This window comes from Pelagibacterium sp., assembly GCF_048264985.1.
Taxonomy (GTDB): domain Bacteria; phylum Pseudomonadota; class Alphaproteobacteria; order Rhizobiales; family Devosiaceae; genus Pelagibacterium.
In genome coordinates, this window is sequence record NZ_JBLXCL010000001.1 from 1,864,777 (window position 1) to 1,887,135 (window position 22,359).

Annotated in this window: 36 protein-coding genes and 1 pseudogene; 4 read left to right on the forward strand and 33 right to left on the reverse strand. The window is 56.7% G+C overall.

The window, feature by feature from the left end:
- Positions 1 to 3 precede the first annotated feature (3 nt).
- The gene (gene folB / locus ACN0TA_RS09090) at positions 4 to 390 is read left to right on the forward strand and encodes a dihydroneopterin aldolase (protein ID WP_417581947.1); all 387 of its coding nucleotides are present in this window, start codon (positions 4 to 6) and stop codon (positions 388 to 390) included.
- On the forward strand, positions 390 to 836 hold the full coding sequence (folK, locus tag ACN0TA_RS09095; protein WP_417581949.1) for a 2-amino-4-hydroxy-6-hydroxymethyldihydropteridine diphosphokinase: 447 nt from the start codon (positions 390 to 392) through the stop codon (positions 834 to 836). The genes folB and folK overlap by 1 nt, the downstream gene beginning before the upstream one ends.
- On the opposite strand, the gene ACN0TA_RS09100 is transcribed toward folK, so the two are convergent.
- The 5 genes from ACN0TA_RS09100 to ACN0TA_RS09120 all read right to left on the reverse strand — a co-directional run bounded on the left by ACN0TA_RS09100 (position 828) and on the right by ACN0TA_RS09120 (position 6,081).
- Complete coding sequence (locus tag ACN0TA_RS09100) at positions 828 to 1,601, reverse strand: ATP12 family chaperone protein (RefSeq protein ID WP_417581951.1); 774 nt, start codon at positions 1,599 to 1,601, stop codon at positions 828 to 830. The genes folK and ACN0TA_RS09100 overlap by 9 nt on opposite strands.
- Positions 1,601 to 2,269, reverse strand: a complete 669-nt coding sequence (locus ACN0TA_RS09105) for an HAD-IA family hydrolase (protein WP_417581953.1) — start codon at positions 2,267 to 2,269, stop codon at positions 1,601 to 1,603. Before ACN0TA_RS09105 ends, ACN0TA_RS09100 begins: the two co-directional genes overlap by 1 nt.
- On the reverse strand, positions 2,269 to 3,270 hold the full coding sequence (locus tag ACN0TA_RS09110; protein ID WP_417581955.1) for an RluA family pseudouridine synthase: 1,002 nt from the start codon (positions 3,268 to 3,270) through the stop codon (positions 2,269 to 2,271). The genes ACN0TA_RS09105 and ACN0TA_RS09110 overlap by 1 nt, the downstream gene beginning before the upstream one ends.
- Positions 3,271 to 3,342: 72 nt before the next feature.
- Positions 3,343 to 4,671, reverse strand: coding sequence for a replication-associated recombination protein A (locus ACN0TA_RS09115; RefSeq protein WP_417581957.1), 1,329 nt, complete (start codon positions 4,669 to 4,671; stop codon positions 3,343 to 3,345).
- 18 nt (positions 4,672 to 4,689) lie between these two features.
- Entirely contained in the window at positions 4,690 to 6,081 is a 1,392-nt protein-coding gene (locus ACN0TA_RS09120; protein ID WP_417581959.1) for a DegQ family serine endoprotease, read from the reverse strand.
- A gap of 219 nt (positions 6,082 to 6,300) precedes the next feature.
- On the opposite strand from ACN0TA_RS09120, the gene ACN0TA_RS09125 reads away from it, so the two are divergent.
- Together ACN0TA_RS09125 and ACN0TA_RS09130 are read left to right on the forward strand one after the other, a co-directional pair.
- Positions 6,301 to 7,452 (forward strand): hypothetical protein, encoded by a 1,152-nt coding sequence (locus ACN0TA_RS09125; protein WP_417581961.1) that lies wholly within the window; start codon positions 6,301 to 6,303, stop codon positions 7,450 to 7,452.
- 110 nt (positions 7,453 to 7,562) lie between these two features.
- The gene (locus ACN0TA_RS09130) at positions 7,563 to 8,024 is read left to right on the forward strand and encodes an AAA family ATPase (protein WP_417581963.1); all 462 of its coding nucleotides are present in this window, start codon (positions 7,563 to 7,565) and stop codon (positions 8,022 to 8,024) included.
- Positions 8,025 to 8,043: 19 nt separating this feature from the next.
- Here ACN0TA_RS09130 and rplQ read toward each other — a convergent pair whose 3' ends face one another.
- The 28 genes and pseudogenes from rplQ to tuf all read right to left on the reverse strand — a co-directional run.
- Positions 8,044 to 8,472: a 50S ribosomal protein L17 gene (gene rplQ, locus ACN0TA_RS09135; protein WP_417581965.1), complete on the reverse strand. Its 429-nt coding sequence runs from the start codon at positions 8,470 to 8,472 to the stop codon at positions 8,044 to 8,046.
- Positions 8,473 to 8,510: 38 nt separating this feature from the next.
- Positions 8,511 to 9,572 carry a DNA-directed RNA polymerase subunit alpha gene (locus ACN0TA_RS09140; RefSeq protein WP_417581967.1) on the reverse strand — a complete coding sequence of 354 codons (1,062 nt, stop codon included), beginning with the start codon at positions 9,570 to 9,572 and terminating at the stop codon, positions 8,511 to 8,513.
- A gap of 50 nt (positions 9,573 to 9,622) precedes the next feature.
- Positions 9,623 to 10,015, reverse strand: a complete 393-nt coding sequence (gene rpsK / locus ACN0TA_RS09145) for a 30S ribosomal protein S11 (protein WP_350057778.1) — start codon at positions 10,013 to 10,015, stop codon at positions 9,623 to 9,625.
- A gap of 119 nt (positions 10,016 to 10,134) precedes the next feature.
- Positions 10,135 to 10,503, reverse strand: coding sequence for a 30S ribosomal protein S13 (rpsM, locus tag ACN0TA_RS09150; protein WP_014130814.1), 369 nt, complete (start codon positions 10,501 to 10,503; stop codon positions 10,135 to 10,137).
- 186 nt (positions 10,504 to 10,689) lie between these two features.
- Complete coding sequence (locus ACN0TA_RS09155) at positions 10,690 to 11,256, reverse strand: adenylate kinase (protein WP_417581970.1); 567 nt, start codon at positions 11,254 to 11,256, stop codon at positions 10,690 to 10,692.
- A complete protein-coding gene (secY, locus tag ACN0TA_RS09160) occupies positions 11,253 to 12,587 on the reverse strand; it encodes a preprotein translocase subunit SecY (protein ID WP_417581972.1) in 1,335 nt (444 codons plus the stop codon). Before secY ends, ACN0TA_RS09155 begins: the two co-directional genes overlap by 4 nt.
- Before the next feature lie 150 nt (positions 12,588 to 12,737).
- The gene (rplO, locus tag ACN0TA_RS09165) at positions 12,738 to 13,217 is read right to left on the reverse strand and encodes a 50S ribosomal protein L15 (protein WP_417581974.1); all 480 of its coding nucleotides are present in this window, start codon (positions 13,215 to 13,217) and stop codon (positions 12,738 to 12,740) included.
- 14 nt (positions 13,218 to 13,231) lie between these two features.
- A complete protein-coding gene (gene rpmD / locus ACN0TA_RS09170; RefSeq protein ID WP_014130818.1) occupies positions 13,232 to 13,420 on the reverse strand; it encodes a 50S ribosomal protein L30 in 189 nt (62 codons plus the stop codon).
- 21 nt (positions 13,421 to 13,441) lie between these two features.
- A complete protein-coding gene (rpsE, locus tag ACN0TA_RS09175; RefSeq protein ID WP_417581976.1) occupies positions 13,442 to 13,972 on the reverse strand; it encodes a 30S ribosomal protein S5 in 531 nt (176 codons plus the stop codon).
- A 47-nt stretch (positions 13,973 to 14,019) separates the two neighbouring features.
- Complete coding sequence (gene rplR / locus ACN0TA_RS09180) at positions 14,020 to 14,373, reverse strand: 50S ribosomal protein L18 (protein ID WP_417581978.1); 354 nt, start codon at positions 14,371 to 14,373, stop codon at positions 14,020 to 14,022.
- A 12-nt stretch (positions 14,374 to 14,385) separates the two neighbouring features.
- Positions 14,386 to 14,919 carry a 50S ribosomal protein L6 gene (gene rplF / locus ACN0TA_RS09185; protein ID WP_417581980.1) on the reverse strand — a complete coding sequence of 178 codons (534 nt, stop codon included), beginning with the start codon at positions 14,917 to 14,919 and terminating at the stop codon, positions 14,386 to 14,388.
- Between the two features lie 45 nt (positions 14,920 to 14,964).
- Complete coding sequence (gene rpsH / locus ACN0TA_RS09190; protein WP_417581982.1) at positions 14,965 to 15,363, reverse strand: 30S ribosomal protein S8; 399 nt, start codon at positions 15,361 to 15,363, stop codon at positions 14,965 to 14,967.
- Between the two features lie 13 nt (positions 15,364 to 15,376).
- Positions 15,377 to 15,682, reverse strand: a complete 306-nt coding sequence (gene rpsN, locus ACN0TA_RS09195) for a 30S ribosomal protein S14 (protein WP_264227502.1) — start codon at positions 15,680 to 15,682, stop codon at positions 15,377 to 15,379.
- A 36-nt stretch (positions 15,683 to 15,718) separates the two neighbouring features.
- A complete protein-coding gene (gene rplE / locus ACN0TA_RS09200; RefSeq protein WP_417581984.1) occupies positions 15,719 to 16,273 on the reverse strand; it encodes a 50S ribosomal protein L5 in 555 nt (184 codons plus the stop codon).
- Positions 16,266 to 16,580, reverse strand: a complete 315-nt coding sequence (gene rplX, locus ACN0TA_RS09205) for a 50S ribosomal protein L24 (protein WP_417581986.1) — start codon at positions 16,578 to 16,580, stop codon at positions 16,266 to 16,268. The genes rplE and rplX overlap by 8 nt, the downstream gene beginning before the upstream one ends.
- Positions 16,580 to 16,948, reverse strand: a complete 369-nt coding sequence (gene rplN, locus ACN0TA_RS09210; RefSeq protein WP_014130826.1) for a 50S ribosomal protein L14 — start codon at positions 16,946 to 16,948, stop codon at positions 16,580 to 16,582. Before rplN ends, rplX begins: the two co-directional genes overlap by 1 nt.
- Before the next feature lie 76 nt (positions 16,949 to 17,024).
- Positions 17,025 to 17,258, reverse strand: a complete 234-nt coding sequence (gene rpsQ, locus ACN0TA_RS09215; RefSeq protein WP_417581989.1) for a 30S ribosomal protein S17 — start codon at positions 17,256 to 17,258, stop codon at positions 17,025 to 17,027.
- A gap of 10 nt (positions 17,259 to 17,268) precedes the next feature.
- Positions 17,269 to 17,469, reverse strand: coding sequence for a 50S ribosomal protein L29 (gene rpmC, locus ACN0TA_RS09220; RefSeq protein ID WP_264227498.1), 201 nt, complete (start codon positions 17,467 to 17,469; stop codon positions 17,269 to 17,271).
- 12 nt (positions 17,470 to 17,481) lie between these two features.
- Positions 17,482 to 17,895 (reverse strand): 50S ribosomal protein L16, encoded by a 414-nt coding sequence (gene rplP / locus ACN0TA_RS09225; RefSeq protein WP_417581991.1) that lies wholly within the window; start codon positions 17,893 to 17,895, stop codon positions 17,482 to 17,484.
- A gap of 14 nt (positions 17,896 to 17,909) precedes the next feature.
- A complete protein-coding gene (rpsC, locus tag ACN0TA_RS09230) occupies positions 17,910 to 18,620 on the reverse strand; it encodes a 30S ribosomal protein S3 (RefSeq protein WP_417581993.1) in 711 nt (236 codons plus the stop codon).
- Positions 18,620 to 19,000, reverse strand: coding sequence for a 50S ribosomal protein L22 (gene rplV / locus ACN0TA_RS09235; RefSeq protein WP_417581995.1), 381 nt, complete (start codon positions 18,998 to 19,000; stop codon positions 18,620 to 18,622). The genes rpsC and rplV overlap by 1 nt, the downstream gene beginning before the upstream one ends.
- A 2-nt stretch (positions 19,001 to 19,002) precedes the next feature.
- The gene (rpsS, locus tag ACN0TA_RS09240; RefSeq protein ID WP_014130832.1) at positions 19,003 to 19,281 is read right to left on the reverse strand and encodes a 30S ribosomal protein S19; all 279 of its coding nucleotides are present in this window, start codon (positions 19,279 to 19,281) and stop codon (positions 19,003 to 19,005) included.
- 3 nt (positions 19,282 to 19,284) lie between these two features.
- Entirely contained in the window at positions 19,285 to 20,124 is an 840-nt protein-coding gene (gene rplB / locus ACN0TA_RS09245) for a 50S ribosomal protein L2 (RefSeq protein ID WP_417581998.1), read from the reverse strand.
- Positions 20,125 to 20,147: 23 nt separating this feature from the next.
- The gene (locus ACN0TA_RS09250; RefSeq protein WP_264227493.1) at positions 20,148 to 20,441 is read right to left on the reverse strand and encodes a 50S ribosomal protein L23; all 294 of its coding nucleotides are present in this window, start codon (positions 20,439 to 20,441) and stop codon (positions 20,148 to 20,150) included.
- The gene (gene rplD, locus ACN0TA_RS09255) at positions 20,438 to 21,058 is read right to left on the reverse strand and encodes a 50S ribosomal protein L4 (protein WP_417582000.1); all 621 of its coding nucleotides are present in this window, start codon (positions 21,056 to 21,058) and stop codon (positions 20,438 to 20,440) included. Before rplD ends, ACN0TA_RS09250 begins: the two co-directional genes overlap by 4 nt.
- Positions 21,058 to 21,753: a 50S ribosomal protein L3 gene (gene rplC, locus ACN0TA_RS09260; protein WP_338610410.1), complete on the reverse strand. Its 696-nt coding sequence runs from the start codon at positions 21,751 to 21,753 to the stop codon at positions 21,058 to 21,060. The genes rplD and rplC overlap by 1 nt, the downstream gene beginning before the upstream one ends.
- Before the next feature lie 91 nt (positions 21,754 to 21,844).
- A complete protein-coding gene (gene rpsJ / locus ACN0TA_RS09265) occupies positions 21,845 to 22,153 on the reverse strand; it encodes a 30S ribosomal protein S10 (RefSeq protein WP_014130837.1) in 309 nt (102 codons plus the stop codon).
- A gap of 66 nt (positions 22,154 to 22,219) precedes the next feature.
- Positions 22,220 to 22,359 (reverse strand): annotated as a pseudogene (gene tuf / locus ACN0TA_RS09270) (elongation factor Tu); the annotation flags it as partial.

Below are 22,359 nucleotides of genomic sequence, written 5' to 3' on the forward strand. Positions count from 1 at the left end.
CCAATGGACAGCTTTGCCGATCGCGACCGCATAATTCTGGCCGGTCTGGCCTTTTATGGCTATCACGGTGTCATGATGGAAGAAAACGCCCTCGGGCAGCGTTTTCGCATCGATCTGGAACTCGGTCTCGATATGTCCGAAGCCGCCCGCACCGACGATGTTGCGTCAACCATTTCGTATGCGCACATTTACGATCTGGTCAAAGAAGCGTTTGACGAAAAACGATTCAAGCTCATCGAAGCCCTTGGCCACCACATAATGACCCGTCTGTTCGGGCAGTTCGACAAACTCGACTGGATACGCATAAAAGTCCGGAAGCCCGAAGCCCCGCTTCCCATAGTCGCGGGCGAGGCTGCAATTGAAATGGTCAGGACGCGGGAACAGGTGTAATGGCTCGTGCCATTCTGGCTCTTGGCGCCAACATGGGCGATCCCGCGCATCAAATTGCCCAAGCAATCGATGCAATCGCCGCTCACCCTCAAATTTCGCTTCTTGAGCAAAGTACGCTGATCGTCAGCGCCCCTTGGGGCAAAACTGATCAACCGCAATTTCACAACAGCGCCGTACTTGTGGAAACCAGCCTGCTGCCCATCGATTTGCTGGAGTACTGTCTAGCGACTGAAGCAGAGATCGGGCGCGTCCGCATTGAGAGATGGGGTCCGCGCGTGATCGATATAGACATCATTGTGTATGACGATCTGGTGATTACAACTGAGCAACTAATCCTACCCCACCCCTATGCCCACGAGCGAGATTTTGTGATGACGCCGGTGCGAGAAATTGCACCGGATGTGGCCAACTGGCTCATGAATCAAGCTGGCAGACCATCAACCTAAGTGCTTGATAACGTTAACGGCAGCATCAAACTCCAGTCGCCTCTGCCGACGCCGCGCAGCCGCTTCATAATCTTCGCCCCAAAGCGATATTTGATAGTCTTCATCCACATGCGCCGCCGTCCATGCGGCATCGGCGTCGACAAGACATTCACGCAGCGCTACAGCCAATAGCCCAGATCCAGTCAGCCCTGTCACCGACACCATTGCAGTCGCCGGAATATGGTGCAGCGGTTCGATTGCCGACCTTAGCTTATCGAGCATGTCCCGAGATTGCGCCTTGTGCAAAATGCCCACTGTGGGCTGGAAGCTGACGGAAAAATGTCGCGCAATGCGCACCAGGACGTCGTCCCAGATCTGTTCCTGCTTTTCGACAAGCTCGCGCGGACTATCGGCGCGATAGAGCAGCAGATCGTTGCCGGCGTATTTGACAACCTCGTCGAGCAGCGCTGCCCGTGTTTCATCACCCGCCTCAACCGCCGAATTGATCAGTTTGACGTGCGGCATCATGTCGGGATCGATGCGTTCGGACTGGGCCTCCCATTCGTCACGCATACGTTCAGCAATCTCGGGATGCCTGACTCCAACCAGCTTACCAGTCGGCGTCTTGGTCACGCGCCCATCGAGTAGGACTGAAAACACGCCGTCTTGTTCTGCAATCTCGGCCGATTTGTAGAACCGTTTAGGTAATTCGCGGATCAGGTCTTTTTGATCGCGCCCCTGCCCGGCGTCCTGGTGCCGAATGGCGTCTTCCAGAAATTCGCGCATCAGTTCATTACCTTTTCTATAGCATCATCGAGATCGGTGTAATCTTCGATAATGATATCGGCGCCACTCTCTTCAAGCGCAAGACGGGCATGATAGCCCCATGTGACACCAATCGTCCGTGCCCCTGCCGAACGTCCCAACTCCATATCGAAGGTCGTGTCGCCAATCATGACCGTAGATGCCGGATCGATCCCGGTTTCGGCACACGCCCGCAGGATCATACCCGGATGGGGTTTTGAAGGATTGTGATCAGGCGTTTGCAGCGTCACGAAATGCCCAGCCAACTCGTACAACGTCAGAATGCGGTTGACCCCGTTCAGCCCTTTGCCGGTGGCGATGCCCAGAGCTGACGTTTCATCCGCACGCAGTCGATTCAGGGCGTCCAGCGCTCCGACGTAGAGAGGCTCATGGCTGCCGCCCTCGGCCAACATGGCACGATAATGTCGGCGATAGGTCCCAGCCATAAGCAAGGCAGTTTCCGCGTCGCATTGCGCCAAACGTTCCATGGCAAGTTCCAGAGACAAGCCAATGATGGAATGCGACATTTCAGTCGTTGGCACATCGAAACCATGGTCGCGAAACGTCGCAGCCATATGGCGAGCGATGACAGCCCCTGAATCGATGAGCGTACCATCCATGTCGAACATGATCAGGCGGGGTTCAGCCATCAGGCATCGTCCTCGGGATCGACGTCCTGAACATCGTACTGATTGGCATTGAAGCCCAAAGTATCAAAACTCGCCTTCATATGCGGCGGCAGTGGCGCCGTAATGTCGATTTTCTTGCCACTGCGTAGCGGAATAGCCAAACGCCTCGCGTGCAAATGCAGCCCATTGCCGAGTTCCTCTGGGCGTTCGAAATTCCAGTTTTCAAGCGTATTGTAGCGCGGGTCGTCGAGGATGGGCGTTCCCAGTTCCATCATATGAACGCGCAGTTGGTGTGTGCGTCCCGTTACCGGCTTGAGCGTCACCCATGCGAATTGATTGGCCGCGCTTTCGGTCACTGAATAGTAGCTAACCGAGTGTTGCGCGCCCTTGACGCCATTGTCGACCACCACCATCTGCTCACCGTCCTGCGTGGACTGGCGGGTTAGAAAGCACGAAATGCGACCCTGCCGCGGATGCGGCACACCGATGGTCAAAGCCCAATAGATCTTGCGTGCCGAACGCGACCGGAACACGGTACCGAAGTGGCTGGCCGCTGCGCGAGTCTTTGCGACAAGCAGGCAGCCGGACGTATCGCGGTCCAACCGATGAACCAGGCGCGGCGGCTCACCCTTCTTGTTGGGCAGCGATTTAAGCATCCCGTCGATATGACGTTTGGTGCCCGATCCGCCCTGAACAGCAAGGCCATGCGGCTTATTGAAAACATAAACCTCATCATCCTCATACAGGATGAGATCGCGCAGGAAGTCGGCGTCCTTCTGATTGATACGCGGCTTGTCGGGTGTAGGCGCAGGCGCATCGCCCAACGGCGGAACACGCACAGTCTGGCCGGCCGCCAGCCGCGTGTTAGTGACCACGCGTCCGCTATCGACACGCACCTGCCCCGAGCGCAGCAGTTTTTGCAGCCGTCCGAAGCTCAGTTCAGAGAAATGAACCGAGAACCAGCGGTCGAGCCGCATCCCGTCTTCATCTTCCGCCACTTCCCGCAATTGCACGCCGCTCATCGCATTCGGTCCTTTATCATTCGCGGCCCTTCTAGCGGGAAAATGCCGCGCCGTCATGGGGGAAGTCTTGGTTTAGCTGTCGCGCTTTGCCGCGCGCAGCTTTTCAAAATAGTCCATGCGTTTTTTGACATCGCGCTCAAACCCGCGTTCCACCGGTTTGTAGAAATCCTGTCTGCCCACCTTTTCGGGGAAATACTCCTGCCCGGAAAATCCCTCTGGCGTATCGTGGTCGTAGATATACCCCTCACCATAGCCTTCTGACTTCATCAACTTGGTGGGCGCATTCAGAATTGCCATGGGCGGCGTCGGCGACCCGGTCTTCTTGGCAAGAGCCAATGCTCGATTGTAGGCATTGTAGAGCGCGTTGGATTTTGGCGCAGTTGCGAGATAAACGACAACTTCAGCTAGAGCCAACTCGCCCTCCGGGGAGCCGAGCATATGGTAGGCATCCTTGGCCGCCGTCGCGATCGGGAGCGCCTGCGGATCGGCCATACCGATATCCTCGACTGCCATACGGATGAGCCGGCGTGCGAGATACATCGGATCCTCGCCCGCATCGATCATGCGGGCGAAATAATATAGTGCAGCATCCGGATCCGATCCACGCACCGTCTTGTGCAGAGCCGAAATGAGATTGTAGTGCCCGTCTTGGCTCTTGTCGTAAATAGGCGCTCGTCGCTGAACGAGCTTTGCAAGCCCCGCCGGGTCCAGTATTTCATCCGGTCCGGTGGCAGCGATGATTTCCTCAATCAAGCCCAGCATGGCCCGGCCATCGCCATCAGCGAGCCCGATAAGCGTCTGGCGCGCATCATCGTCGAGCGGCAGCCGCTGGCTCAACTCGTCTTCCGCGCGCTTGGCAAGTGCATCGAGATCGTTACGGTCAAGACTAGTGAACTTGAGTACCTGAGCACGCGATAAGAGCGCAGCGTTTAGCTCAAAACTCGGATTTTCAGTTGTAGCGCCAACCAGCACCACGGTCCCATCTTCCATGACCGGCAGGAAACTGTCCTGTTGCGCCCGATTGAAACGATGGATTTCGTCAACGAACAACAGCGTCCGTTGCCCTGCCCGCCGCGCAACCCTGGCCGTTTCAAAAACCTTCTTGAGGTCAGCCACACCCGAAAAGATTGCAGAAATCTGCTCAAATCGATAATCGACAGCAGCGGCCAGCAGTCGCGCGACGGTGGTTTTGCCGGTCCCCGGAGGCCCCCAAAGGATTAGGGACCCCATACGTCCCGAGGCCAGCATGCGCCGCAATGTACCCTCGGGCCCAATGATGTGAGTTTGACCAATCACCTCATCGAGAGATTTGGGCCGCAAACGATCGGCCAAAGGTCGGTCCCCACCCGAGTTATCCGTTGGTCGGGACGCTGGAATGTCTTCGGGAAACAGATCGCTCATCGCATTCTTTCATGCATTTCAGCCGCTGACCACTGACCGAATGACACGGCCCCCGCGCTGCAAAATGATTTGCCAGGAACGCGGGCGCTGACTGGCAACGGATTCGAAAGTCTCAATATCACGAATCTCCGCGCCATTGAGCGCAACGATAACATCGCCTTCCCGCAGTCCCATTCGTGCTGCAGGACTGCCCGCTTCAATGCCGATCAACGCGATGCCTTGAGTTGAAAAACCCAGACCCAATTGCTGCGCCAGAGCCGGAGTCAGTTCCGCAGCCGTCACGCCCGAAAACCGCGTATTCCCTGAAATCGTCGTTTGGTCCACCGAAGCTGATGGCGGTGCTCCCATTTCCAGTGCGGCGGTTGTGGGGGCTCCATTTCGCCAGACGGTCAATTGTACGATCGTGCCTACGGGCATGGTAGCGACACGGTAATTGAGCGCTTCAGGATCCTGCACAACGATCCCATCGATTTCAGTAATGACGTCGCCGGAGATCAAGCCAGCCGCTTCGGCAGGGCTTTGAGGCGCAATCTCGGTGACAAGAGCGCCGCGCGGCGTTTCCAACCCCAAGCTCGCAGCCAGTTCAGCATCCAGCATCTGCATCTGCGCGCCCAACCAGGGCCTGACGATCTCGCCGCCGGCCTCGCCGGCGTCGGCAATCACCCTTGCCATATTGGAAGGAATAGCAAAACCTATGCCTTGAGAGCCGCCAGAACGGGTGAAAAGCGCAGTGTTTATACCAATCAGCCGGCCGTTCATATCGACAAGCGCCCCTCCCGAATTACCAGGATTGATCGCCGCATCTGTCTGAATGAAGAACTGATAGTCGGTCATGCCCATCCCTGTCCGGGCTAGGGCCGATACGATGCCACTTGAAACCGACTGTCCGACCCCAAATGGATTGCCGATGGCAAGGACCAGATCGCCGACCTCAAGCTGGTCAGAATCGGCAAAGGACAAAAAGGGAAAGCTGCCGGTCCCATCATCGGCCTTCAAAACAGCCAGATCAGTCGACGGATCGGCCAACACAAGATCCACCGGAAATTCACGCCCGTCAGTAAGAACCACCCGGATGTCAGTGGCGCCCTCAACCACGTGATTGTTGGTAAGGATCATGCCTTCCCCACTGACAATCACGCCCGAACCGAGTGATTGCGATTCCCGTGGGCGTTGCTGGAACATGGGTGAGCGGCCAAAAAACTGATCGAAAAACGGGTCGCCAAAACCACTCTGCTGCTGAGCCATTCGCGTCGCGTACACATTGACAACCGCAGGTGCCACCTCTTGAACCACGGGGGCGTAGGAAAGTTGAATCGCTTCATGGCTTTGCGGCACCGCACGTTCAACCTGCGCCTGTACGGCGACCGGCGCCAGAACCAGAAAGAGGGCAAGAACTGATCTGCTGAACATTCGAGACTCCAAAAGGCATGCAATCTAACCAGAGGTTAGGCGCAAAGCCTCCGGTTTCAAGTGACAAGACCGTAAGATAGGGAGCAAAACCGTGGCATTTTTGACCCCGCACAAAGAATCGTCACAACCTGCCTCTATAGGCGAATTTGGCCATTGCAGAGGGGGGCAATGAGCCCTATACACGCGCGCTTTCAACCCCCGCACAAGGTATCCAGGTCAATGGACCACGCGCCGTCTCGCACATACGCGAACACCGCAGAACTGATCGCCATAGAGGAACCGGATTATCCGGGTTTTCTGTTTTCTGAACGGCATCTGGTCAATGCGATAAATACCTTCAAGGCTGGCTTTGACGGGCTTTTGACCTATGCGGTCAAATCGAACCCCTCACCGCACATCCTCGAGATCATGAATCGCGAAGGCTTGAAAGCCTATGACGTTGCGTCCAATACCGAGATGGCGTTGATCCGCAAACACGCCCCCCAAGCGGGAATGCACTACAACAATCCCATCAAGTCGCGCCGCGAAATCCGCCGCGCCTATGAAGAATTTGGCGTCCGCTCGTTTACCATCGACCATGTTGCCCAACTCGATCAGCTCGCCGCAGTGATCCCACCTAGCGCAGATGTTGAGGTCACCGTTCGTTTCAAGGCGGGCAAAGCACTCAAATCCTATGATTTCGGCACCAAGTTTGGCGTGATGGAAGAAGGTGCCATAGCAATCTGCACACTGGCAAAGGCCATGGGATACTCCACATCTCTCTGTTTCCACGTCGGCAGTCAGTGCGAGGAAGCTTACGCCTATGAACGTCACATCGCTGCCGCCGGTCGCATCGCTCAAGCCTCGGGCATCGAGCTAAAGCACCTCAATATCGGCGGTGGGTTCCCTGCCCCGTACATTACCAATTCGGCCCCCCCTCTAGACGTTTACTTCGAGACCATCAGCAATGCTGTTACCGATACGTTCGGATCGAGCAAACCAGAACTGATTGCTGAGCCGGGACGCGGCCTGTCGACAGGCTGTACGTCACTGTTGCTGCGCGTCAAACACGTACGCGGCGAACAATCGGTCTACCTCAATGATGGCGTCTACGGCTCATTGATGGAGGCGATGATCCTTGAGTTCATGCCACCGATCCGCGTGTGGCGCGGAGACAAACTACTCACGGGCGAAAGCTGGGATTTCAAAATATTCGGCCCTACCTGTGACAGCTACGACGTGATGCCCCAAACGTTCATCCTGCCCGCCGCCATTGCGGAAGATGATTACATCGAGTTCGGCCTTATGGGGGCCTATACACAAGCATCGCTGACGCCGTTCAACGGGTTTGACCGCCGTGACCTCTATTGGGTCGACGATATTCTGGTCTGATGACCATTCCGCCAATCGCAAGCCTGGGACCACGCATCATGGTCCTGGGCCCGACTCATTCGGGGAAGTCAACATTGACAGACGCAATGGGGAAGCATTGTGCTATCCCCGTGGTCCATCTCGACCAATTGCGACACGTGCCCGGATCGAACTGGCAACCAAGATCCGACGAAGACTTTGCAACATTGCACGATGCTGCAATTGCCGAACCAGCCTGGATAATGGACGGTTCGTACTCTGCTCTGATGCCCCAACGCATCCTGCGCGCGACCGCCATCATCGTCCTTGACGAAAACCTCTTCATCCGCACCCTGCGTTACTTGAAACGCAGTCTATCTGTGACGCCGCGAAAAGGCGGCCTGGGCCAGCGACATGAGCGGATCACCTTCGAAATGTTGAGCTGGATTTGGAAAACCCGCAACAAATCCAACCAAACCCGGCAATTTGTGCTTGAGACCGGGCGACCACACATCTTCTGTCGCGACAGCAAGCAGTTACGCACCCTTTATCGCGCCTGGCACCTCCACCCTCCTACGAACAAAAAAAAGGCGGCCCAAAGGCCGCCTTTCTAAATTCAAAACTATAAAGCGCTTACGCAGCCTCAGTCTCTTCGTCGCGCGTAAAGTCAGCAGTGGGGCCGGAATCCTTGCCCTTGGCTTCAACATCGCGGTCGACAAACTCAATAACGCCAACTGGCGCGTTGTCGCCATGGCGGAATCCCGCTTTCAGGACGCGAGTGTAACCACCGTTGCGATCCTTGTAGCGCGGTCCGAGAATGTCGAACAGCTTCTTGACCATCGTTTCATCGCCAATCTGGGCAATGGCCTGGCGACGCGCATGCAAATCACCGCGCTTCCCAAGGGTGATGAGCTTTTCAACAATCGGACGGAGTTCCTTCGCCTTGGGAAGGGTCGTCACGATCTGTTCGTGCTTGATCAACGATGCGGACATGTTCTTGAACATCGCCTTGCGATGCGAAGAGGTCCGGTTCAGTTTGCGGCCGGCTTTACCGTGGCGCATGGTACTCTCCTAAAAATGCTCTTTCGCTCGGCGGACGATCAATAATGATCTTCGTAACGCTTGGCGAGGTCTTCAATGTTTTCGGGCGGCCAGTTGTTGACGTCCATACCAAGATGGAGCCCCATTTGGGCCAAAACTTCCTTGATCTCGTTGAGCGACTTGCGCCCGAAGTTTGGCGTACGGAGCATCTCCGCTTCCGTCTTCTGGATGAGATCACCGATATAGACGATGTTGTCGTTCTTGAGGCAGTTTGCCGAACGCACAGACAACTCGAGTTCGTCGACCTTCTTGAGCAGCGCCGGGTTGAAGGCGAGTTCGGGAGTCGAATCCTCGGGCTTTTCCTTTGTGGGCTCTTCGAAGTTGACGAATACCGAAAGCTGGTCCTGGACGATCCGAGCCGCAAAGGCCAGAGCATCTTCGGGGCTAATCGCGCCATTGGTTTCGATCTGCATGCTTAGCTTATCGAAATCGAGGTTCTGACCCTCACGGGTCTTCTCAACCTTGTAGCTAACCCGCTTGACCGGCGAGAAAAGCGCATCGACGGCAATATAACCGATCGGAGCGTCTTCAGGCTTGTTCCGGTCGGCCGGAACATAACCTTTGCCCGTATTGATCGTGAACTCGACATTGATCTCGGCGCCATCATCAAGGTGACAGATCACGAGCTCAGGATTGAGCACTTCAATATCGCCAGTGGTCTTGATGTCGCCAGCAGTAACGGCACCCGGACCCTGCTTGGAAAGCGCAAGGCGTTTCGGCCCTTCGTCTTCCATCTTGATGGCGATTTCCTTGATGTTGAGAACGAGGTCAGTCACGTCCTCACGCACGCCGGGAATCGACGAGAATTCATGCAAAACGCCATCAATCTGGATGGCGGTAATTGCCGCCCCCTGCAGCGACGAGAGCAGAACCCGGCGCAGCGTATTGCCCAAGGTCAAGCCATAACCGCGTTCAAGCGGCTCGGCGACCACGGAGGCGACGCGCGCGGAATCGCTGCCCGGAACGACGTCGAGCTTGGTCGGCTTAATCAGTTCCTGCCAGTTTTTCTGGATCATCACGTCCAACTTCCTTTCAAAATCGCGGCCCTGCCCGGCCGCCATGCCGCAAACCGTAAAAGAACCCCGGCTGGCCTTGCCGAGGTCCAATCACATCAGACGCGACGGCGCTTGCGCGGCCGGCAACCATTGTGAGGAATGGATGTAACGTCCCGAATGGAAGTGACAGTGAAACCGGCGGCCTGAAGGGCACGCAGTGCCGACTCACGCCCTGAACCCGGGCCACGAACCTCGACCTCGAGGGTCTTCATGCCGTGTTCCTGCGCCTTCTTGGCGGCGTCTTCCGCAGCCATCTGTGCTGCGTAAGGGGTCGATTTACGCGAACCCTTGAAACCCATCGTGCCGGCGGAGGACCAGGAGATCGTGTTGCCCTGAACGTCGGTGATGGTGACCATCGTGTTGTTGAACGAGGCGTTTACGTGTGCAACGCCAGCACTGATATTCTTACGCTCGCGACGGCGAACGCGTGTGGTATCTGCTTTAGCCATTTACTTCCTCAATTGATCTCTAGCGCCGCCGTGGTTCCAGCGGCTACACCTCAAGAAATCCGAAACAGAACGCCTTGGCCGGAACACTTCTCCCGGCATCATCGCCCTGCCCGACCTTCTTATTTCTTCTTGCCCGCGATGGCCTTTGCAGGACCCTTGCGCGTGCGCGCATTGGTGTGGGTCCGCTGACCACGCACCGGCAGCCCGCGACGGTGACGAAGGCCGCGGTAATTGCCCAGATCCATCAAACGCTTGATGTTCATGGCAACAGAGCGGCGAAGATCACCTTCAACCTGATAGTCACGGTCGATGGTTTCGCGGATCTGGATAACTTCCGCGTCGGTCAATTCATTCACACGCCGTTCGGCTGGAATGGATACCTTTTCGCAGATTTCAGAGGCCATTTTCGGCCCAATCCCGTGAATATACTGCAACGCGATAACCACGCGCTTGTTCGTCGGGATATTGACGCCAGCAATACGAGCCACGTCGGATCTCCTAAATTGATATGAGGACGTTACCGTCCCGTTTCGTTCAACAACAAGGGACCGGTATCCGACCCCCTTCTCTATACGGAAGGAACCGAATCCAGCCCTCGAAATTTCTGAGACTGGGCGCGGTTCTAAGGACTCACGGCTCTAAAGTCAACACTGCCGCAAGTCCAAACGTAATAGTCAGCTGATGGCTGACTTGATCGCAACAGTGACGTCCTCGATAGGAGCCATTCCATCTACGGATTTGAGCAAACCCTGCTCTGAATAGAATGACACCAGAGGCGCCGTCTGCTCGGAATAGACTTCGAGGCGCTTGCGCAGCACTTCCTCATTGTCGTCGGCCCGAGCACCGCCGCTTTCCTTGGCGCGATTGATAATACGCTCCACGAGCACATTGGGATCGGCCTTGATTTCAACGACCGCATCAAGGTGAAGCCCTTTGCGGTCGAGCATATGAGTAAGAGCCTCGGCCTGCGCAATTGTGCGCGGAAAACCGTCAAGAATAAACCCGTTTGCGCAATCTGGCTGGTCCATTCGCTCGGAAATGATACCGGACACGATATCATCGGAAACCAGATCGCCACGATCGACGATTGCTTTCGCTTCGAGACCCAATGGCGTCTTTTCGGCGATTGCAGCTCGGAGCATATCGCCCGTCGAAAGCTGCGGAATGGAATAGGTCGACACCAGAATCTGTGCCTGCGTACCCTTGCCTGCGCCCGGTGGGCCCAAAAGAACCAATCTCATCTTTTCCGTCCCCCTAGACGCGATTTCTTGACCATCCCCTCATACTGTTGAGCAATCAGGTGGCTCTGTATCTGGCTCACAGTGTCCAATGTGACAGTAACCATGATGAGCAGCGATGTTCCGCCAAGGAAAGCCGAGATATTGAGCTGGCTCAGGAACACTTCCGGGATCAGCGCGACGATGGTCAGGTAGATCGCGCCGACAACAGTAATACGAGTCAGCACGTAATCGATATGCTGTGCGGTTCTTTCTCCCGGGCGAATGCCAGGAATGAACCCGCCCGAACGCTTGAGATTGTCAGCTGTCTCGGTCGGATTAAAAACGATCGAGGTATAAAAGAAAGCAAAGAAGATGATCATGCCGGCAAAGAGCGCCAGGTAGAGCGGCTGACCACGGCCGAGCAGCGCAGAAATGTACTGCAACCACTGCGGGGCATCACCCTGCGCAGAAAACGTCGCGATTGTTGCTGGTAACAACAACAACGAGGACGAGAAGATCACAGGAATAACGCCGGCCGTGTTGAGCTTGAGCGGCAGATGCGAAGTGTCGCCCTGATACATCTTATTGCCGACCTGACGCTTCGGATACTGGATCAGAAGACGGCGCTGGGCGCGTTCGAAGAACACGATAATGCCGATCACAACAATGGCGCCGATAAGAATGCCGACAACGGCAATCGTCGGCAGAGCACCGGTGCGGCTAAGTTCGAGTGTCTGGGCAATGGTAGCAGGCAACGATGCAACGATACCGGCGAAAATGATCAGAGAAATGCCGTTACCAACACCGCGGGCAGTCATCTGCTCACCCAGCCACATCAGGAACATGGTGCCCCCGACCAGGGTGATCACTGTCGAAATACGGAAGAACCAGCCCGGATCCGCAACAACACCTTCACTGGCCTCCAAACCGACGGCAATGCCATAGGCTTGAACAGCACAGAAAATGACAGTGAGATAGCGGGTGTACTGATTGAGCTTGCGCCTCCCGCTCTCCCCTTCTTTCTTCAGCGCTTCAAGGCGCGGAGACGCCGTCGACATCACCTGAATGACGATGGAGGCCGTAATATAGGGGATCAGGTTAAGAGCAAAAATTGCCAGCCGCTCTACAGCGCCACCAGCAAACATATTGAATAGGCCAAAGATACCACCTTGTGCCTGCTGGAATGTCGCAGCAAAGGCGTCCGGATCGATACCCGGAATCGGGATGTAGGTGCCGAGTCGGTACACCAGCAACGCGCCAAGGGTGAAGAAAATCCGCTTCTGGAGTTCCTTGGCCTTGGAGAAGGTCGAAAAACTCAAGTTTCGGGCCAGTTGCTCGGCTGCAGACGCCATGACGGCTCCCTCTGAAGTAGCTTAATAGAGCAAAGGAACGGGCCACTCGGGCCCGCGAAAAGACAATGCTCTGATATAGTCAGAGCGCGCCCTTATGCAATCCCCGTATACGGGACGATCACTAGGGCGCGCTCGAAAAGTCGCAACGAATTATTCGGCGTCAGCAGGCTTGCCGATCAGCTCGACTTTGCCCCCGGCTGCTTCAATAGCAGCGGCAGCGCCGGCTGAGACGTGATTGACCTTGAAGGTAACCTTCTTGGCCTTGAACTCACCGCTGTTGATAAGGCGAACGCCGTCTTTAGCGCGGCGGATAACGCCAGCCTTTACAAGTGCTTCAGCATCGACGACGCCTTTGGCATCGAGTTTGCCGCTATCGATATAGGCCTGGATACGATCGAGGCGCACAGCATTCCATTTCTTGGCGAAGGGATTGTTGAAGCCACGCTTGGGCATCCGCATATGAAGCGGCATCTGGCCGCCTTCAAAGCCATTGATCGAAACGCCCGAACGGGATTTCTGACCCTTGACACCACGACCGCCGGTCTTGCCAAGACCAGAGCCAAGCCCACGGCCGACGCGTACTTTGGCTTTGGTGGCGCCGGCGTTATCGGCGATCTCGTTGAGTTTCATAGTAACAATCCCTCTTACTGCTCGTCCACGACGCGGACGAGGTGAGCGACCTTGGAAATCATGCCGCGTACAGACGGCGTATCTTCCAGTTCGCTGCGGCGATGCATCTTGTTCAGGCCAAGGCCCACAAGTGTCGCGCGCTGATCTTCCTTGCGGCGAATCGGCGAACCGATCTGCTCGACGATGACGGTCTTCTTAGCCATTATATCTCTCCTCGAGCCCTATCAAGCCTCGACGGCTGCTTCGCCGCGGCGGGCCTGCAGCTCGGAAACCTTAAGACCGCGACGAGCAGCGACCGAACGCGGGCTGTCAACGTTCTTGAGCGCGTCGAATGTGGCGCGAACCATGTTGTACGGATTTGCGGAACCTTGGCTCTTTGCAACGATGTCGTTGATGCCAAGCGTTTCGAAAACGGCACGCATTGGGCCACCGGCGATGATACCGGTACCGGCCGGAGCCGCACGCAGGATCACCTTACCAGCGCCGTGACGACCATGCACATCGTGGTGCAACGTGCGGGCTTCGCGCAGCGGGACGCGGATCATCTGGCGCTTGGCCTGCTCGGTTGCCTTGCGGATGGCTTCCGGCACTTCACGTGCCTTGCCATGACCGAAGCCGACACGCCCCTTCTGGTCACCAACCACCACCAGGGCAGCGAAACCAAAGCGGCGACCGCCTTTTACCACTTTGGCGACACGGTTGATATGCACCAGGCGATCGACGAATTCGCTATCGCGTTCTTGAGTGTCTCTCATCGTTCCTACCAGTCTTTTTTCTCTTTTATCTTGTAAGGAGCGTTCGCTTAAAAGCTTAGCCCGCCCTCGCGAGCGGCATCGGCCAGCGCCTTGACGCGACCATGGAACAGGTACGACCCGCGATCGAACACAACGTCCGAAACACCGGCCTTAGTGGCGCGAGCAGCAAGTGCCTTGCCGACCTCGGAGGCAGCGGCCTGATTGGCACCGTTCTCGATCTTGAGATCCTTCTCGAGCGAAGAAGCGGACGCCAGCGTCACGCCATTCGCATCGTCAATGATCTGCGCATAAATATTTTTTTCCGAACGGAAGACCGACAAGCGCGGACGACCGTTGGCACGGGCCTTGAGCGCCCGACGAACACGCGCCTTGCGCCGTTCGATACCAGAAAGCTTAGCCATCTCGACCAATCCTTACTTCTTCTTGCCTTCTTTGCGGTAGATATGCTCATCCGCATAGCGCACGCCCTTGCCCTTGTAGGGCTCCGGCGGACGGAACTCACGAATGTCAGCCGCGACCTGGCCAACCTGTTGCTTGTCAATACCCGTAACGACGATTTCCGTCTGGGTGGGCGCTGCAAGCGATATCCCGTCCGGCGCCTTGAAGATAACTTCATGGGAAAAGCCGAGAGAAAGCTTGAGATCAGAACCCTGCATCTGGGCACGATAACCAACGCCGGTGATGGCGAGCTTGCGCTCAAAGCCTGTCGATACACCAGTCACGATGTTCTGAACGAGCGAGCGGGACAAGCCCCAGGCCGCACGGGCCTCGCGGCTATCGTCGACGGGGGTTACAACCACGCCGTCATCGGTCATTTCCGGCTTAACCAGATCAACGAGTACCACCGAGAGCTCACCTTTCGAGCCCTTTGCAGTAACCTTCTGGCCGTCCAGTGTGACCGTCACGCCGCTGACCGGTCCTACCGGCTTTTTGCCAATACGCGACATATTAATTGCCTTTTCGTCTAGTTGGTGGGGTCTCCTCGTCGCGCCTTAGAAGACGCGGCAGAGGACCTCACCGCCAACATTTTCAGCACGCGCCTTGTGATCGGCCATCACACCCTTGGGGGTGGACAAGATCGAAACACCAAGACCATTGCCAACAACCGGAATATTCTTGACCGATGCGTAAACCCGACGGCCCGGCTTGGACACGCGCTGGATCTCGCGGATAACCGGTTCGTTTTCCGAGTATTTCAGCTCAATGGAGAATTCGGGAAGACCGTTTTCACTGGTCTCTTCCGAATAGCCACGAATGTAGCCTTCGCCCTTGAGAACGTCGAGCACATGAGCACGAAGGCTCGAAGCAGGCGTACGGACAACATCACGACGACGCATCTGCGCGTTGCGGATGCGGGTCAGCATATCGCCAAGAGGATCTGTAAGAGTCATCTTCGTTCTTTCCTTACCAGCTCGACTTGACCAAACCAGGGATCATGCCCATCGAGCCTAGCTCGCGGAGCGCAATACGGCTCAGCTTGAGCTTGCGATAGTAACCGCGCGGACGACCCGAAACCTCGCAACGGTTGCGAATGCGAACCGGGGAAGCATTGCGGGGCAATTCAGCCAGTTTGAGCTGGGCAGCGAAGCGCTCTTCAAAGCTCAACGACGCGTCCTTTGCCTTTGCCTTCAGCGCTGCGCGCTTAGGCGCATACTGCTTGGCCAGCTTCGCGCGGCGCTTATTTTTCTCGATGGAGCTAGTCTTAGCCATCTAAGTCTCTCTTTCGTCTCTTTTCCAGTTATCCGCTTACTGGCGGAACGGGAAATTGAAAGCCTTGAGAAGCGCACGCGCTTCATCATCGGTCTTTGCCGTGGTGCAGACGATCACGTCCATGCCCCAGACCTGGTCGATCTGGTCATAGTTGATCTCCGGGAACACGATATGTTCCTTGATGCCCATTGCGTAGTTGCCGCGGCCATCGAAGCTCTTGGGGTTCAAACCGCGGAAATCTCGGACGCGCGGCAGCGCGACGTTGACCAGACGGTCGACGAATTCGTACATCTGAGCACGACGGAGCGTGACCTTGACGCCGAGTGGCATGCCTTCACGAACCTTAAAGCCAGCAATCGACTTGCGAGCATAGGTCACGATCGGCTTCTGCCCAGCGATCTTTTCGAGATCGGCAAGGGCCGCCTTTACCTTCTTGGAATCGGCAACAGCTTCGCCAACACCCATGTTGAGAACGACCTTCTCAAGCTTGGGCACCTGCATCGGGTTGACGTAATTGAAGGTCTCGGTGAGACCGGCACGCACGACATCGTCATAATGTGTACGGAGGCGCGGAATATAAGTCTCAGCCATCGATCACTTCTCCAGAACGCTTTGCGACGCGTTTCTTGACGCCGTCTTCGATCTTGAAGCCGACACGGGTCGGCTTGTTTTCCTTGGCATCGACCAAAGCAATATTGCTCAGGTGAATGGGGGCTTCTTTAGTGATGATGCCCGCATCCTGGCTCTGGGTCTGCTTCTGGTGACGACGCACCAGATTGATACCCTGTACCAAGGCTTTGGTATCGGTCGGCATGACCTGAAGCACCTGCCCCGTCTTGCCCTTGTCCTTGCCAGTCAGAACGATGACCTTGTCACCCTTTTTGATCTTGGCAGCCATTACAGCACCTCCGGCGCGAGCGAAATAATCTTCATGTGACTTTTCGCGCGCAGCTCACGAGGAACCGGGCCAAAGATACGGGTGCCGATCGGTTCCTTATTGTTGTTGATGATCACCGCCGCATTGCGGTCAAAACGGATCACGGTGCCATCGGGGCGGCGTATGTCGGAAGCGGTGCGAACCACCACAGCCTTCATAACCTGGCCCTTCTTGACGCGGCCGCGCGGGATGGCGTCCTTGACCGACACAACAATGATGTCGCCAACAGACGCATACTTGCGATGCGAACCGCCCAGCACCTTGATGCACATAACACGACGAGCGCCCGAATTATCGGCGACGTCGAGGTTCGTCTGCATCTGAATCATGACTGGTTGCCTTCTTTAATTACTGGTCCGCGTCCGGTAACCGGCACGGCACTAGACCTCTTTATGAGCTCTTGCGTTACGCCGGAGTAACGAGCGTCCAACGCTTGTTCTTGGAGATCGGCGCACATTCCTGAATCTGCACAATATCTCCGACCTTAGCCACATTGGCTTCGTCGTGTGCGTGATACTTCTTGGACCGGCGCACGGTCTTTTTCATGATCGGGTGCGTGAAGCGCCGTTCAACGCTGACCACAACCGTCTTCTCGTTCGTATCGGAGACCACTGTCCCCTGCAGGATACGCTTGGGCATCTGTGGCTCCTTACTTGGCTTCTGCTGACTTCTCAGCAAGCACGGTCTGAACGCGCGCGATATCGCGGCGGACCTTGCGTACCTGAGAAGTATTCTCCAGCTGCTGGGTAGCGCGCTGGAAGCGCAGGTTGAACTGCTCTTTCTTCAGATTGACGAGCTCATCCTTGAGTTCGTCGACCGTCTTTGCCCTAACGTCGCTCGGCTTTGCCATCGCTGTACGTCCTTAATCTGCAATGCGGCTGACGAACCGCGTCTTGATCGGCAACTTCATGGCCGCCAGACGCAGAGCTTCACGCGCAATCTCTTCACTTACGCCGTCAATTTCGAACATGATCCGGCCGGGCTTGACGCGGGCTGCCCAATATTCGGGAGCACCCTTACCTTTACCCATACGGACTTCAGTCGGCTTGGACGACACGGGCACATCCGGGAACACCCGAATCCACACACGACCAGCGCGCTTCATATAGCGAGTCATCGCGCGACGTGCAGCCTCGATCTGGCGGGCGGTTATACGCTCAGGTTCCTGAGCCTTCAAGCCATATTCGCCAAAATTCAGATCGGTACCGCCTTTGGCGGCGCCGTGGATCCGGCCCTTATGGGCTTTACGGAACTTTGTACGTTTCGGTTGCAGCATTTTTTATAGTCCTATCAGCTTGCAGCCGGACCGCGGCGGCCCTGCCCGCCGGAATCACCACCTTCAGTGGCGCGGCGCTCGTGAGCCATCGGATCGTGTTCCATGATCTCGCCTTTGAAGATCCAGACCTTGATACCGATGATGCCATAGGTGGTCGCGGCTTCGGCAACACCATAGTCGACGTCGGCACGAAGGGTGTGAAGCGGCACGCGGCCTTCACGGTACCATTCGGTCCGGGCGATATCAGCGCCACCAAGACGGCCACCAACGTTGACGCGGATACCCTGAGCGCCCATACGCATTGCCGTCTGCACAGCACGCTTCATGGCACGGCGAAACGCAACACGACGTTCCAGCTGCTGGGCGATGCCCTGTGCAACCAGCGTCGCGTCAGTCTCAGGCTTGCGCACTTCAACGATATTGATGTGCACTTCCGAGTTGGTGAACTTCTTGACCTTGCTGCGGATCTTCTCGATGTCCGCACCCTTTTTGCCGATCACGATACCCGGACGAGCCGAGTGGATCGAAATGCGACACTTACGGTGCGGGCGTTCGATAACGATCTTGGAAACTGCAGCTTGCTTGAGCTCTTTCTCGAGCATCTCGCGGATCTTGAGATCTTCCTGCAAGAGCGAACCATATTCGCCCTTGTTGGCGTACCAACGGGAGTCCCAGGTGCGGTTGATGCCGAGGCGAAGCCCGATCGGATTAACTTTCTGGCCCATCAGACGGCCTCCTCGACTTCACGGACGACGATGGTCAGGTGCGAGAACGGCTTTTCGATGCGAGCGCCGCGACCGCGGGCACGTGCATGGAACCGCTTCATCACCATGGCCTTGCCAACAAAGGCTTCCGAGACCACCAGCGAGTCCGTATCCAGACCATGGTTGTTTTCGGCGTTCGCGATGGCGCTCTCAAGGGTCTTCTTGACCGAGAGCGAAATCCGCTTCCGCGAGAATTCCAGTTCGGCCAGAGCTTTATCGACCTTCTTGCCACGGATCTGTGCGGCAACCAGGTTGAGCTTCTGGGGGCTCGTGCGCACCATGCGAAGGACGGCTTTCGCCTCAGTGTCCTTGAGCGCGCGTTCACGCTTTTCCTTGCCCATCGTTACTTCCTCTTCGCCTTCTTGTCGGCCGCGTGCCCGTAATAGGTGCGCGTGGGCGAAAACTCACCGAACTTGTGGCCGATCATATCCTCGGAGACATTCACCGGGATATGCTTCTGGCCGTTGTAGACGCCGAAGGTGAGGCCAACGAACTGCGGCAGGATCGTAGAGCGACGGCTCCAGATCTTGATGACTTCGTTGCGGCCCGATTCCCGGACCTTGTCTGCCTTCTTCAGCAGATACCCGTCGACAAACGGGCCTTTCCAGACGGAACGTGCCATGTCTTACCTGCCCTTCTTGAGGTGCCGCGAGCGGACGATAAACTTGTCCGTCGCCTTGTTGGTGCGGGTGCGCTTGCCCTTGGTCGGCTTGCCCCACGGAGTAACCGGATGACGGCCACCCGAGGTACGGCCTTCACCACCACCATGTGGGTGATCGACAGGGTTCATAGCGACGCCGCGAACGTTCGGACGCTTGCCCAACCAACGGCTGCGGCCGGCCTTACCGATCGAGGTGTTTGAGTGATCCGGATTGGAAACCGAACCCACTGTCGCGAGGCAAGAACCATGCACGAGGCGCTGTTCGCCAGAGCCCAGGCGAAGGATCGCCCAACCAGCATCGCGCCCCACATACTGAGCATAAGCACCAGCAGAGCGAGCCATCTGGCCACCCTTTTTGGGCTTCATCTCGATGTTATGAACGATAGTGCCAACCGGCATACGCTCAAGCGGCATGGTATTGCCGGGCTTAACGTCCACTGCGTTCAGTGACGAGATAATCTTGTCTCCAGCAGCTAGACGCTGCGGGGCCAGGATATATGCCTGCTCACCATCGTCATAGGTCACCAGAGCAATGAACGCGGTCCGGTTGGGATCGTATTCAAGACGCTCAACTGTACCCTGGACGTCAAACTTCGTGCGCTTGAAATCGACGACACGATAGCTGCGCTTGTGTCCGCCGCCCCGTGCAAACGAGGTGATGCGACCATTGTTGTTGCGACCACCAGACTTGGAAAGACCTTCAGTCAACTTCTTGACCGGACCGCCCTTCCAGAGCTCGGACCGGTTGATGCCGACAAGCTGGCGACGGCCCGGCGAGGTGGGATTATATTGTTTCAAAGCCATTTGAACTCTTCCTTCTCGCCTTCTTACAGACCGGTCGAGATATCGATGGTCTGACCGTCAACGAGGGTAACGACGGCCTTCTTGACGTCCTTGCGGGTGCCAAGCATGTTGCGGAACCGCTTGACCTTGCCCTTGCGGACGATCGTGTTGACGGCCTTAACCTTGACTTCAAAGAGCGCCTCAACGGCGGCCTTGATCTCCGGCTTGGTTGCGTCGATGGCTACATCGAACACGACCTGACCGTTTTCCGAAGCCATGGTGGACTTTTCAGTCACGACCGGATTGCGGATGATGTCGTAGTGCTTGAGCGCGCTCATTGGAACCGGCCCTCCAGCGCAGCGAGAGCGTCCTTGGTAAGAACGAGTTTCTCACGACGCAGAATGTCGTAAACGTTGATGCCCTGGGCCGGAAGCACGTCGATCTGGGGAATATTACGCGCGGCAAGCGCGAAATTTGTATCCAGTTCAGTGCCGCCGATAATCAGCGCATTGGAAAAACCGAGCTTGCCGAAGATCTGACGCAGCGCGCCAGTCTTGGGGGCGTCAGCAACGGCATTCTCGATAATCACGAGATCGCCAGACTTGGCCTTGGCAGAAAGTGCATGCTTTAGAGCAAGCGCGCGAACTTTCTTGGGAAGCTCGATCGCGTGGCTGCGCGGCGTCGGACCGAAAGCACGGCCACCACCACGGAAGATGTTGGACCGGCGCGAACCGTGACGTGCACCGCCGCCGCCTTTTTGCCGACCGAACTTCTTGCCCGTCTGGGAGACTTCTGCACGATTCTTGACGTCGTGCGTACCAGACATGCGCTTGAGAAGCTGATAACGCACCATGCGCTGGATCAGATCGGCGCGAGGCTCGAGACCGAATACGGTTTCGTCGAGAGTGACCTTGCCGGCCGACTTACCCTCGAGGGTTGTGACCTGGAGTTCCATTATGCACTCTCCCCATTGGCTGCGGCCTTGAACGAACCAGGCAACGCAACGCCTTCCGGACGCGGCTTCTTGACGGCGTCGCGGATCTGGATCCAGCCACCCTTGGAACCCGGAACCGAACCCTGAACCATAATCAGGCCACGCTCGACATCGGTCTTGACGACCTTGACGTTCTGGGTCGTGACGCGCTCAGCACCCATGTGCCCAGCCATCTTTTTGCCCTTGAACACCTTACCAGGGTCTTGGTTCTGACCGGTCGAACCATGCGAACGGTGCGAAACCGAAACGCCGTGCGATGCACGCAGGCCGCCGAAATTGTGGCGCTTCATTGCACCAGCAAAGCCCTTACCAATCGAAGTACCCGTGACGTCCACGAGCTGCCCCTCGATGAAGTGGTCTGCCTGAAGTTCAGCACCCACGTCGATAAGATTGTCTTCGCTCACGCGGAACTCGACGACCTTACGCTTGGGTTCGACCTTGGCTGCGGCATAGTGCCCGCGCTCGGCCTTGCTGACATTCTTGACTTTGACCGAGCCTGCGCCGAGCTGCAGCGCAACATAGCCGTCCTTGTCCTGCGTCCGCTGGCCCACCACCTGGCAGCCTTGCAGCGCCAGAACGGTAACGGGAACATGAGCGCCGTCATCAGTGAAGATGCGGGTCATTCCCAGCTTCTGTGCGATCAATCCAGAACGCATCGGTTGTTACCTTCTCTTTATTTTGCGGCTTTCCGGGTCATTGTTTCCCAAGAGGACCCACTAAAACGAAAGTCGCGTCTAAACGCTTAGCTTAGAGCTTGATTTCGACGTCGACACCGGCGGCGAGATCGAGCTTCATCAGTGCATCCACCGTCTGTGGTGTCGGATCCACGATGTCCAGAAGACGCTTGTGAGTCCGGATTTCGAACTGCTCGCGGCTCTTCTTGTCGACGTGTGGCGACCGGTTGACGGTGTACTTGTCAATTCGCGTCGGCAGCGGAATGGGTCCGCGAACCTGCGCGCCTGTGCGCTTGGCCGTGTTGACGATCTCGCGGGTCGAATTGTCGAGCACGCGATGGTCGAACGCCTTGAGCCGGATGCGAATATTCTGACCGTTCATTGTGTTCTATCCCGAAAAAAGGACCGCGGCGCGCGCCATTCGCGCACCGCGCTCTCAATTGGCTCGTTAAGCGACGATTTTGGAGACGACGCCGGCGCCGACAGTACGGCCGCCTTCACGGATGGCGAAGCGGAGCTTCTCTTCCATCGCGATCGGAACGATCAGTTCCACGTTCATTTCCACATTGTCACCAGGCATCACCATCT

What these genes read in the sequence shown, in the direction of transcription:
- ACN0TA_RS09250 (WP_264227493.1), bottom strand. Translation starts at nt 20,441, where the DNA reads ATGAGCGCGCTCAAGCACTACGACATCATCCGCAATCCGGTCGTGACT.
- rplV (WP_417581995.1), bottom strand. Translation starts at nt 19,000, where the DNA reads ATGGGCAAGGAAAAGCGTGAACGCGCGCTCAAGGACACTGAGGCGAAA.
- rpsE (WP_417581976.1), bottom strand. Translation starts at nt 13,972, where the DNA reads ATGAGAGACACTCAAGAACGCGATAGCGAATTCGTCGATCGCCTGGTG.
- rplD (WP_417582000.1), bottom strand. Translation starts at nt 21,058, where the DNA reads ATGGAACTCCAGGTCACAACCCTCGAGGGTAAGTCGGCCGGCAAGGTC.
- rplB (WP_417581998.1), bottom strand. Translation starts at nt 20,124, where the DNA reads ATGGCTTTGAAACAATATAATCCCACCTCGCCGGGCCGTCGCCAGCTT.
- rpsK (WP_350057778.1), bottom strand. Translation starts at nt 10,015, where the DNA reads ATGGCTAAAGCAGATACCACACGCGTTCGCCGTCGCGAGCGTAAGAAT.
- rpsN (WP_264227502.1), bottom strand. Translation starts at nt 15,682, where the DNA reads ATGGCTAAGACTAGCTCCATCGAGAAAAATAAGCGCCGCGCGAAGCTG.
- ACN0TA_RS09100 (WP_417581951.1), bottom strand. Translation starts at nt 1,601, where the DNA reads ATGCGCGAATTTCTGGAAGACGCCATTCGGCACCAGGACGCCGGGCAG.
- rpsJ (WP_014130837.1), bottom strand. Translation starts at nt 22,153, where the DNA reads ATGAACGGTCAGAATATTCGCATCCGGCTCAAGGCGTTCGACCATCGC.
- rpmD (WP_014130818.1), bottom strand. Translation starts at nt 13,420, where the DNA reads ATGGCTAAGAAGACCGTCATCGTCGAGCAGATCGGTTCGCCGATTCGC.
- rplQ (WP_417581965.1), bottom strand. Translation starts at nt 8,472, where the DNA reads ATGCGCCACGGTAAAGCCGGCCGCAAACTGAACCGGACCTCTTCGCAT.
- folB (WP_417581947.1), top strand. Translation starts at nt 4, where the DNA reads ATGGACAGCTTTGCCGATCGCGACCGCATAATTCTGGCCGGTCTGGCC.
- rplC (WP_338610410.1), bottom strand. Translation starts at nt 21,753, where the DNA reads ATGCGTTCTGGATTGATCGCACAGAAGCTGGGAATGACCCGCATCTTC.
- rpsH (WP_417581982.1), bottom strand. Translation starts at nt 15,363, where the DNA reads ATGACTCTTACAGATCCTCTTGGCGATATGCTGACCCGCATCCGCAAC.
- rpsC (WP_417581993.1), bottom strand. Translation starts at nt 18,620, where the DNA reads ATGGGCCAGAAAGTTAATCCGATCGGGCTTCGCCTCGGCATCAACCGC.
- folK (WP_417581949.1), top strand. Translation starts at nt 390, where the DNA reads ATGGCTCGTGCCATTCTGGCTCTTGGCGCCAACATGGGCGATCCCGCG.
- rpmC (WP_264227498.1), bottom strand. Translation starts at nt 17,469, where the DNA reads ATGGCAAAGCCGAGCGACGTTAGGGCAAAGACGGTCGACGAACTCAAG.
- rplR (WP_417581978.1), bottom strand. Translation starts at nt 14,373, where the DNA reads ATGGCTAAGCTTTCTGGTATCGAACGGCGCAAGGCGCGTGTTCGTCGG.
- rplE (WP_417581984.1), bottom strand. Translation starts at nt 16,273, where the DNA reads ATGGCTGAGACTTATATTCCGCGCCTCCGTACACATTATGACGATGTC.
- rplP (WP_417581991.1), bottom strand. Translation starts at nt 17,895, where the DNA reads ATGCTGCAACCGAAACGTACAAAGTTCCGTAAAGCCCATAAGGGCCGG.
- rplX (WP_417581986.1), bottom strand. Translation starts at nt 16,580, where the DNA reads ATGGCTGCCAAGATCAAAAAGGGTGACAAGGTCATCGTTCTGACTGGC.
- rplN (WP_014130826.1), bottom strand. Translation starts at nt 16,948, where the DNA reads ATGATTCAGATGCAGACGAACCTCGACGTCGCCGATAATTCGGGCGCT.
- ACN0TA_RS09120 (WP_417581959.1), bottom strand. Translation starts at nt 6,081, where the DNA reads ATGTTCAGCAGATCAGTTCTTGCCCTCTTTCTGGTTCTGGCGCCGGTC.
- ACN0TA_RS09155 (WP_417581970.1), bottom strand. Translation starts at nt 11,256, where the DNA reads ATGAGATTGGTTCTTTTGGGCCCACCGGGCGCAGGCAAGGGTACGCAG.
- rpsS (WP_014130832.1), bottom strand. Translation starts at nt 19,281, where the DNA reads ATGGCACGTTCCGTCTGGAAAGGCCCGTTTGTCGACGGGTATCTGCTG.
- ACN0TA_RS09105 (WP_417581953.1), bottom strand. Translation starts at nt 2,269, where the DNA reads ATGGCTGAACCCCGCCTGATCATGTTCGACATGGATGGTACGCTCATC.
- rplF (WP_417581980.1), bottom strand. Translation starts at nt 14,919, where the DNA reads ATGTCGCGTATTGGCAAAAAGCCGGTAGGACCGGTCAGCGGCGTGACG.
- ACN0TA_RS09115 (WP_417581957.1), bottom strand. Translation starts at nt 4,671, where the DNA reads ATGAGCGATCTGTTTCCCGAAGACATTCCAGCGTCCCGACCAACGGAT.
- ACN0TA_RS09140 (WP_417581967.1), bottom strand. Translation starts at nt 9,572, where the DNA reads ATGGCGGCCGGGCAGGGCCGCGATTTTGAAAGGAAGTTGGACGTGATG.
- rpsQ (WP_417581989.1), bottom strand. Translation starts at nt 17,258, where the DNA reads ATGCCCAAGCGTATCCTGCAGGGGACAGTGGTCTCCGATACGAACGAG.
- ACN0TA_RS09125 (WP_417581961.1), top strand. Translation starts at nt 6,301, where the DNA reads ATGGACCACGCGCCGTCTCGCACATACGCGAACACCGCAGAACTGATC.
- ACN0TA_RS09110 (WP_417581955.1), bottom strand. Translation starts at nt 3,270, where the DNA reads ATGAGCGGCGTGCAATTGCGGGAAGTGGCGGAAGATGAAGACGGGATG.
- secY (WP_417581972.1), bottom strand. Translation starts at nt 12,587, where the DNA reads ATGGCGTCTGCAGCCGAGCAACTGGCCCGAAACTTGAGTTTTTCGACC.
- rplO (WP_417581974.1), bottom strand. Translation starts at nt 13,217, where the DNA reads ATGAAACTCAACGAGATCGCCGATAACGCCGGCGCCACCAAAGCCAAA.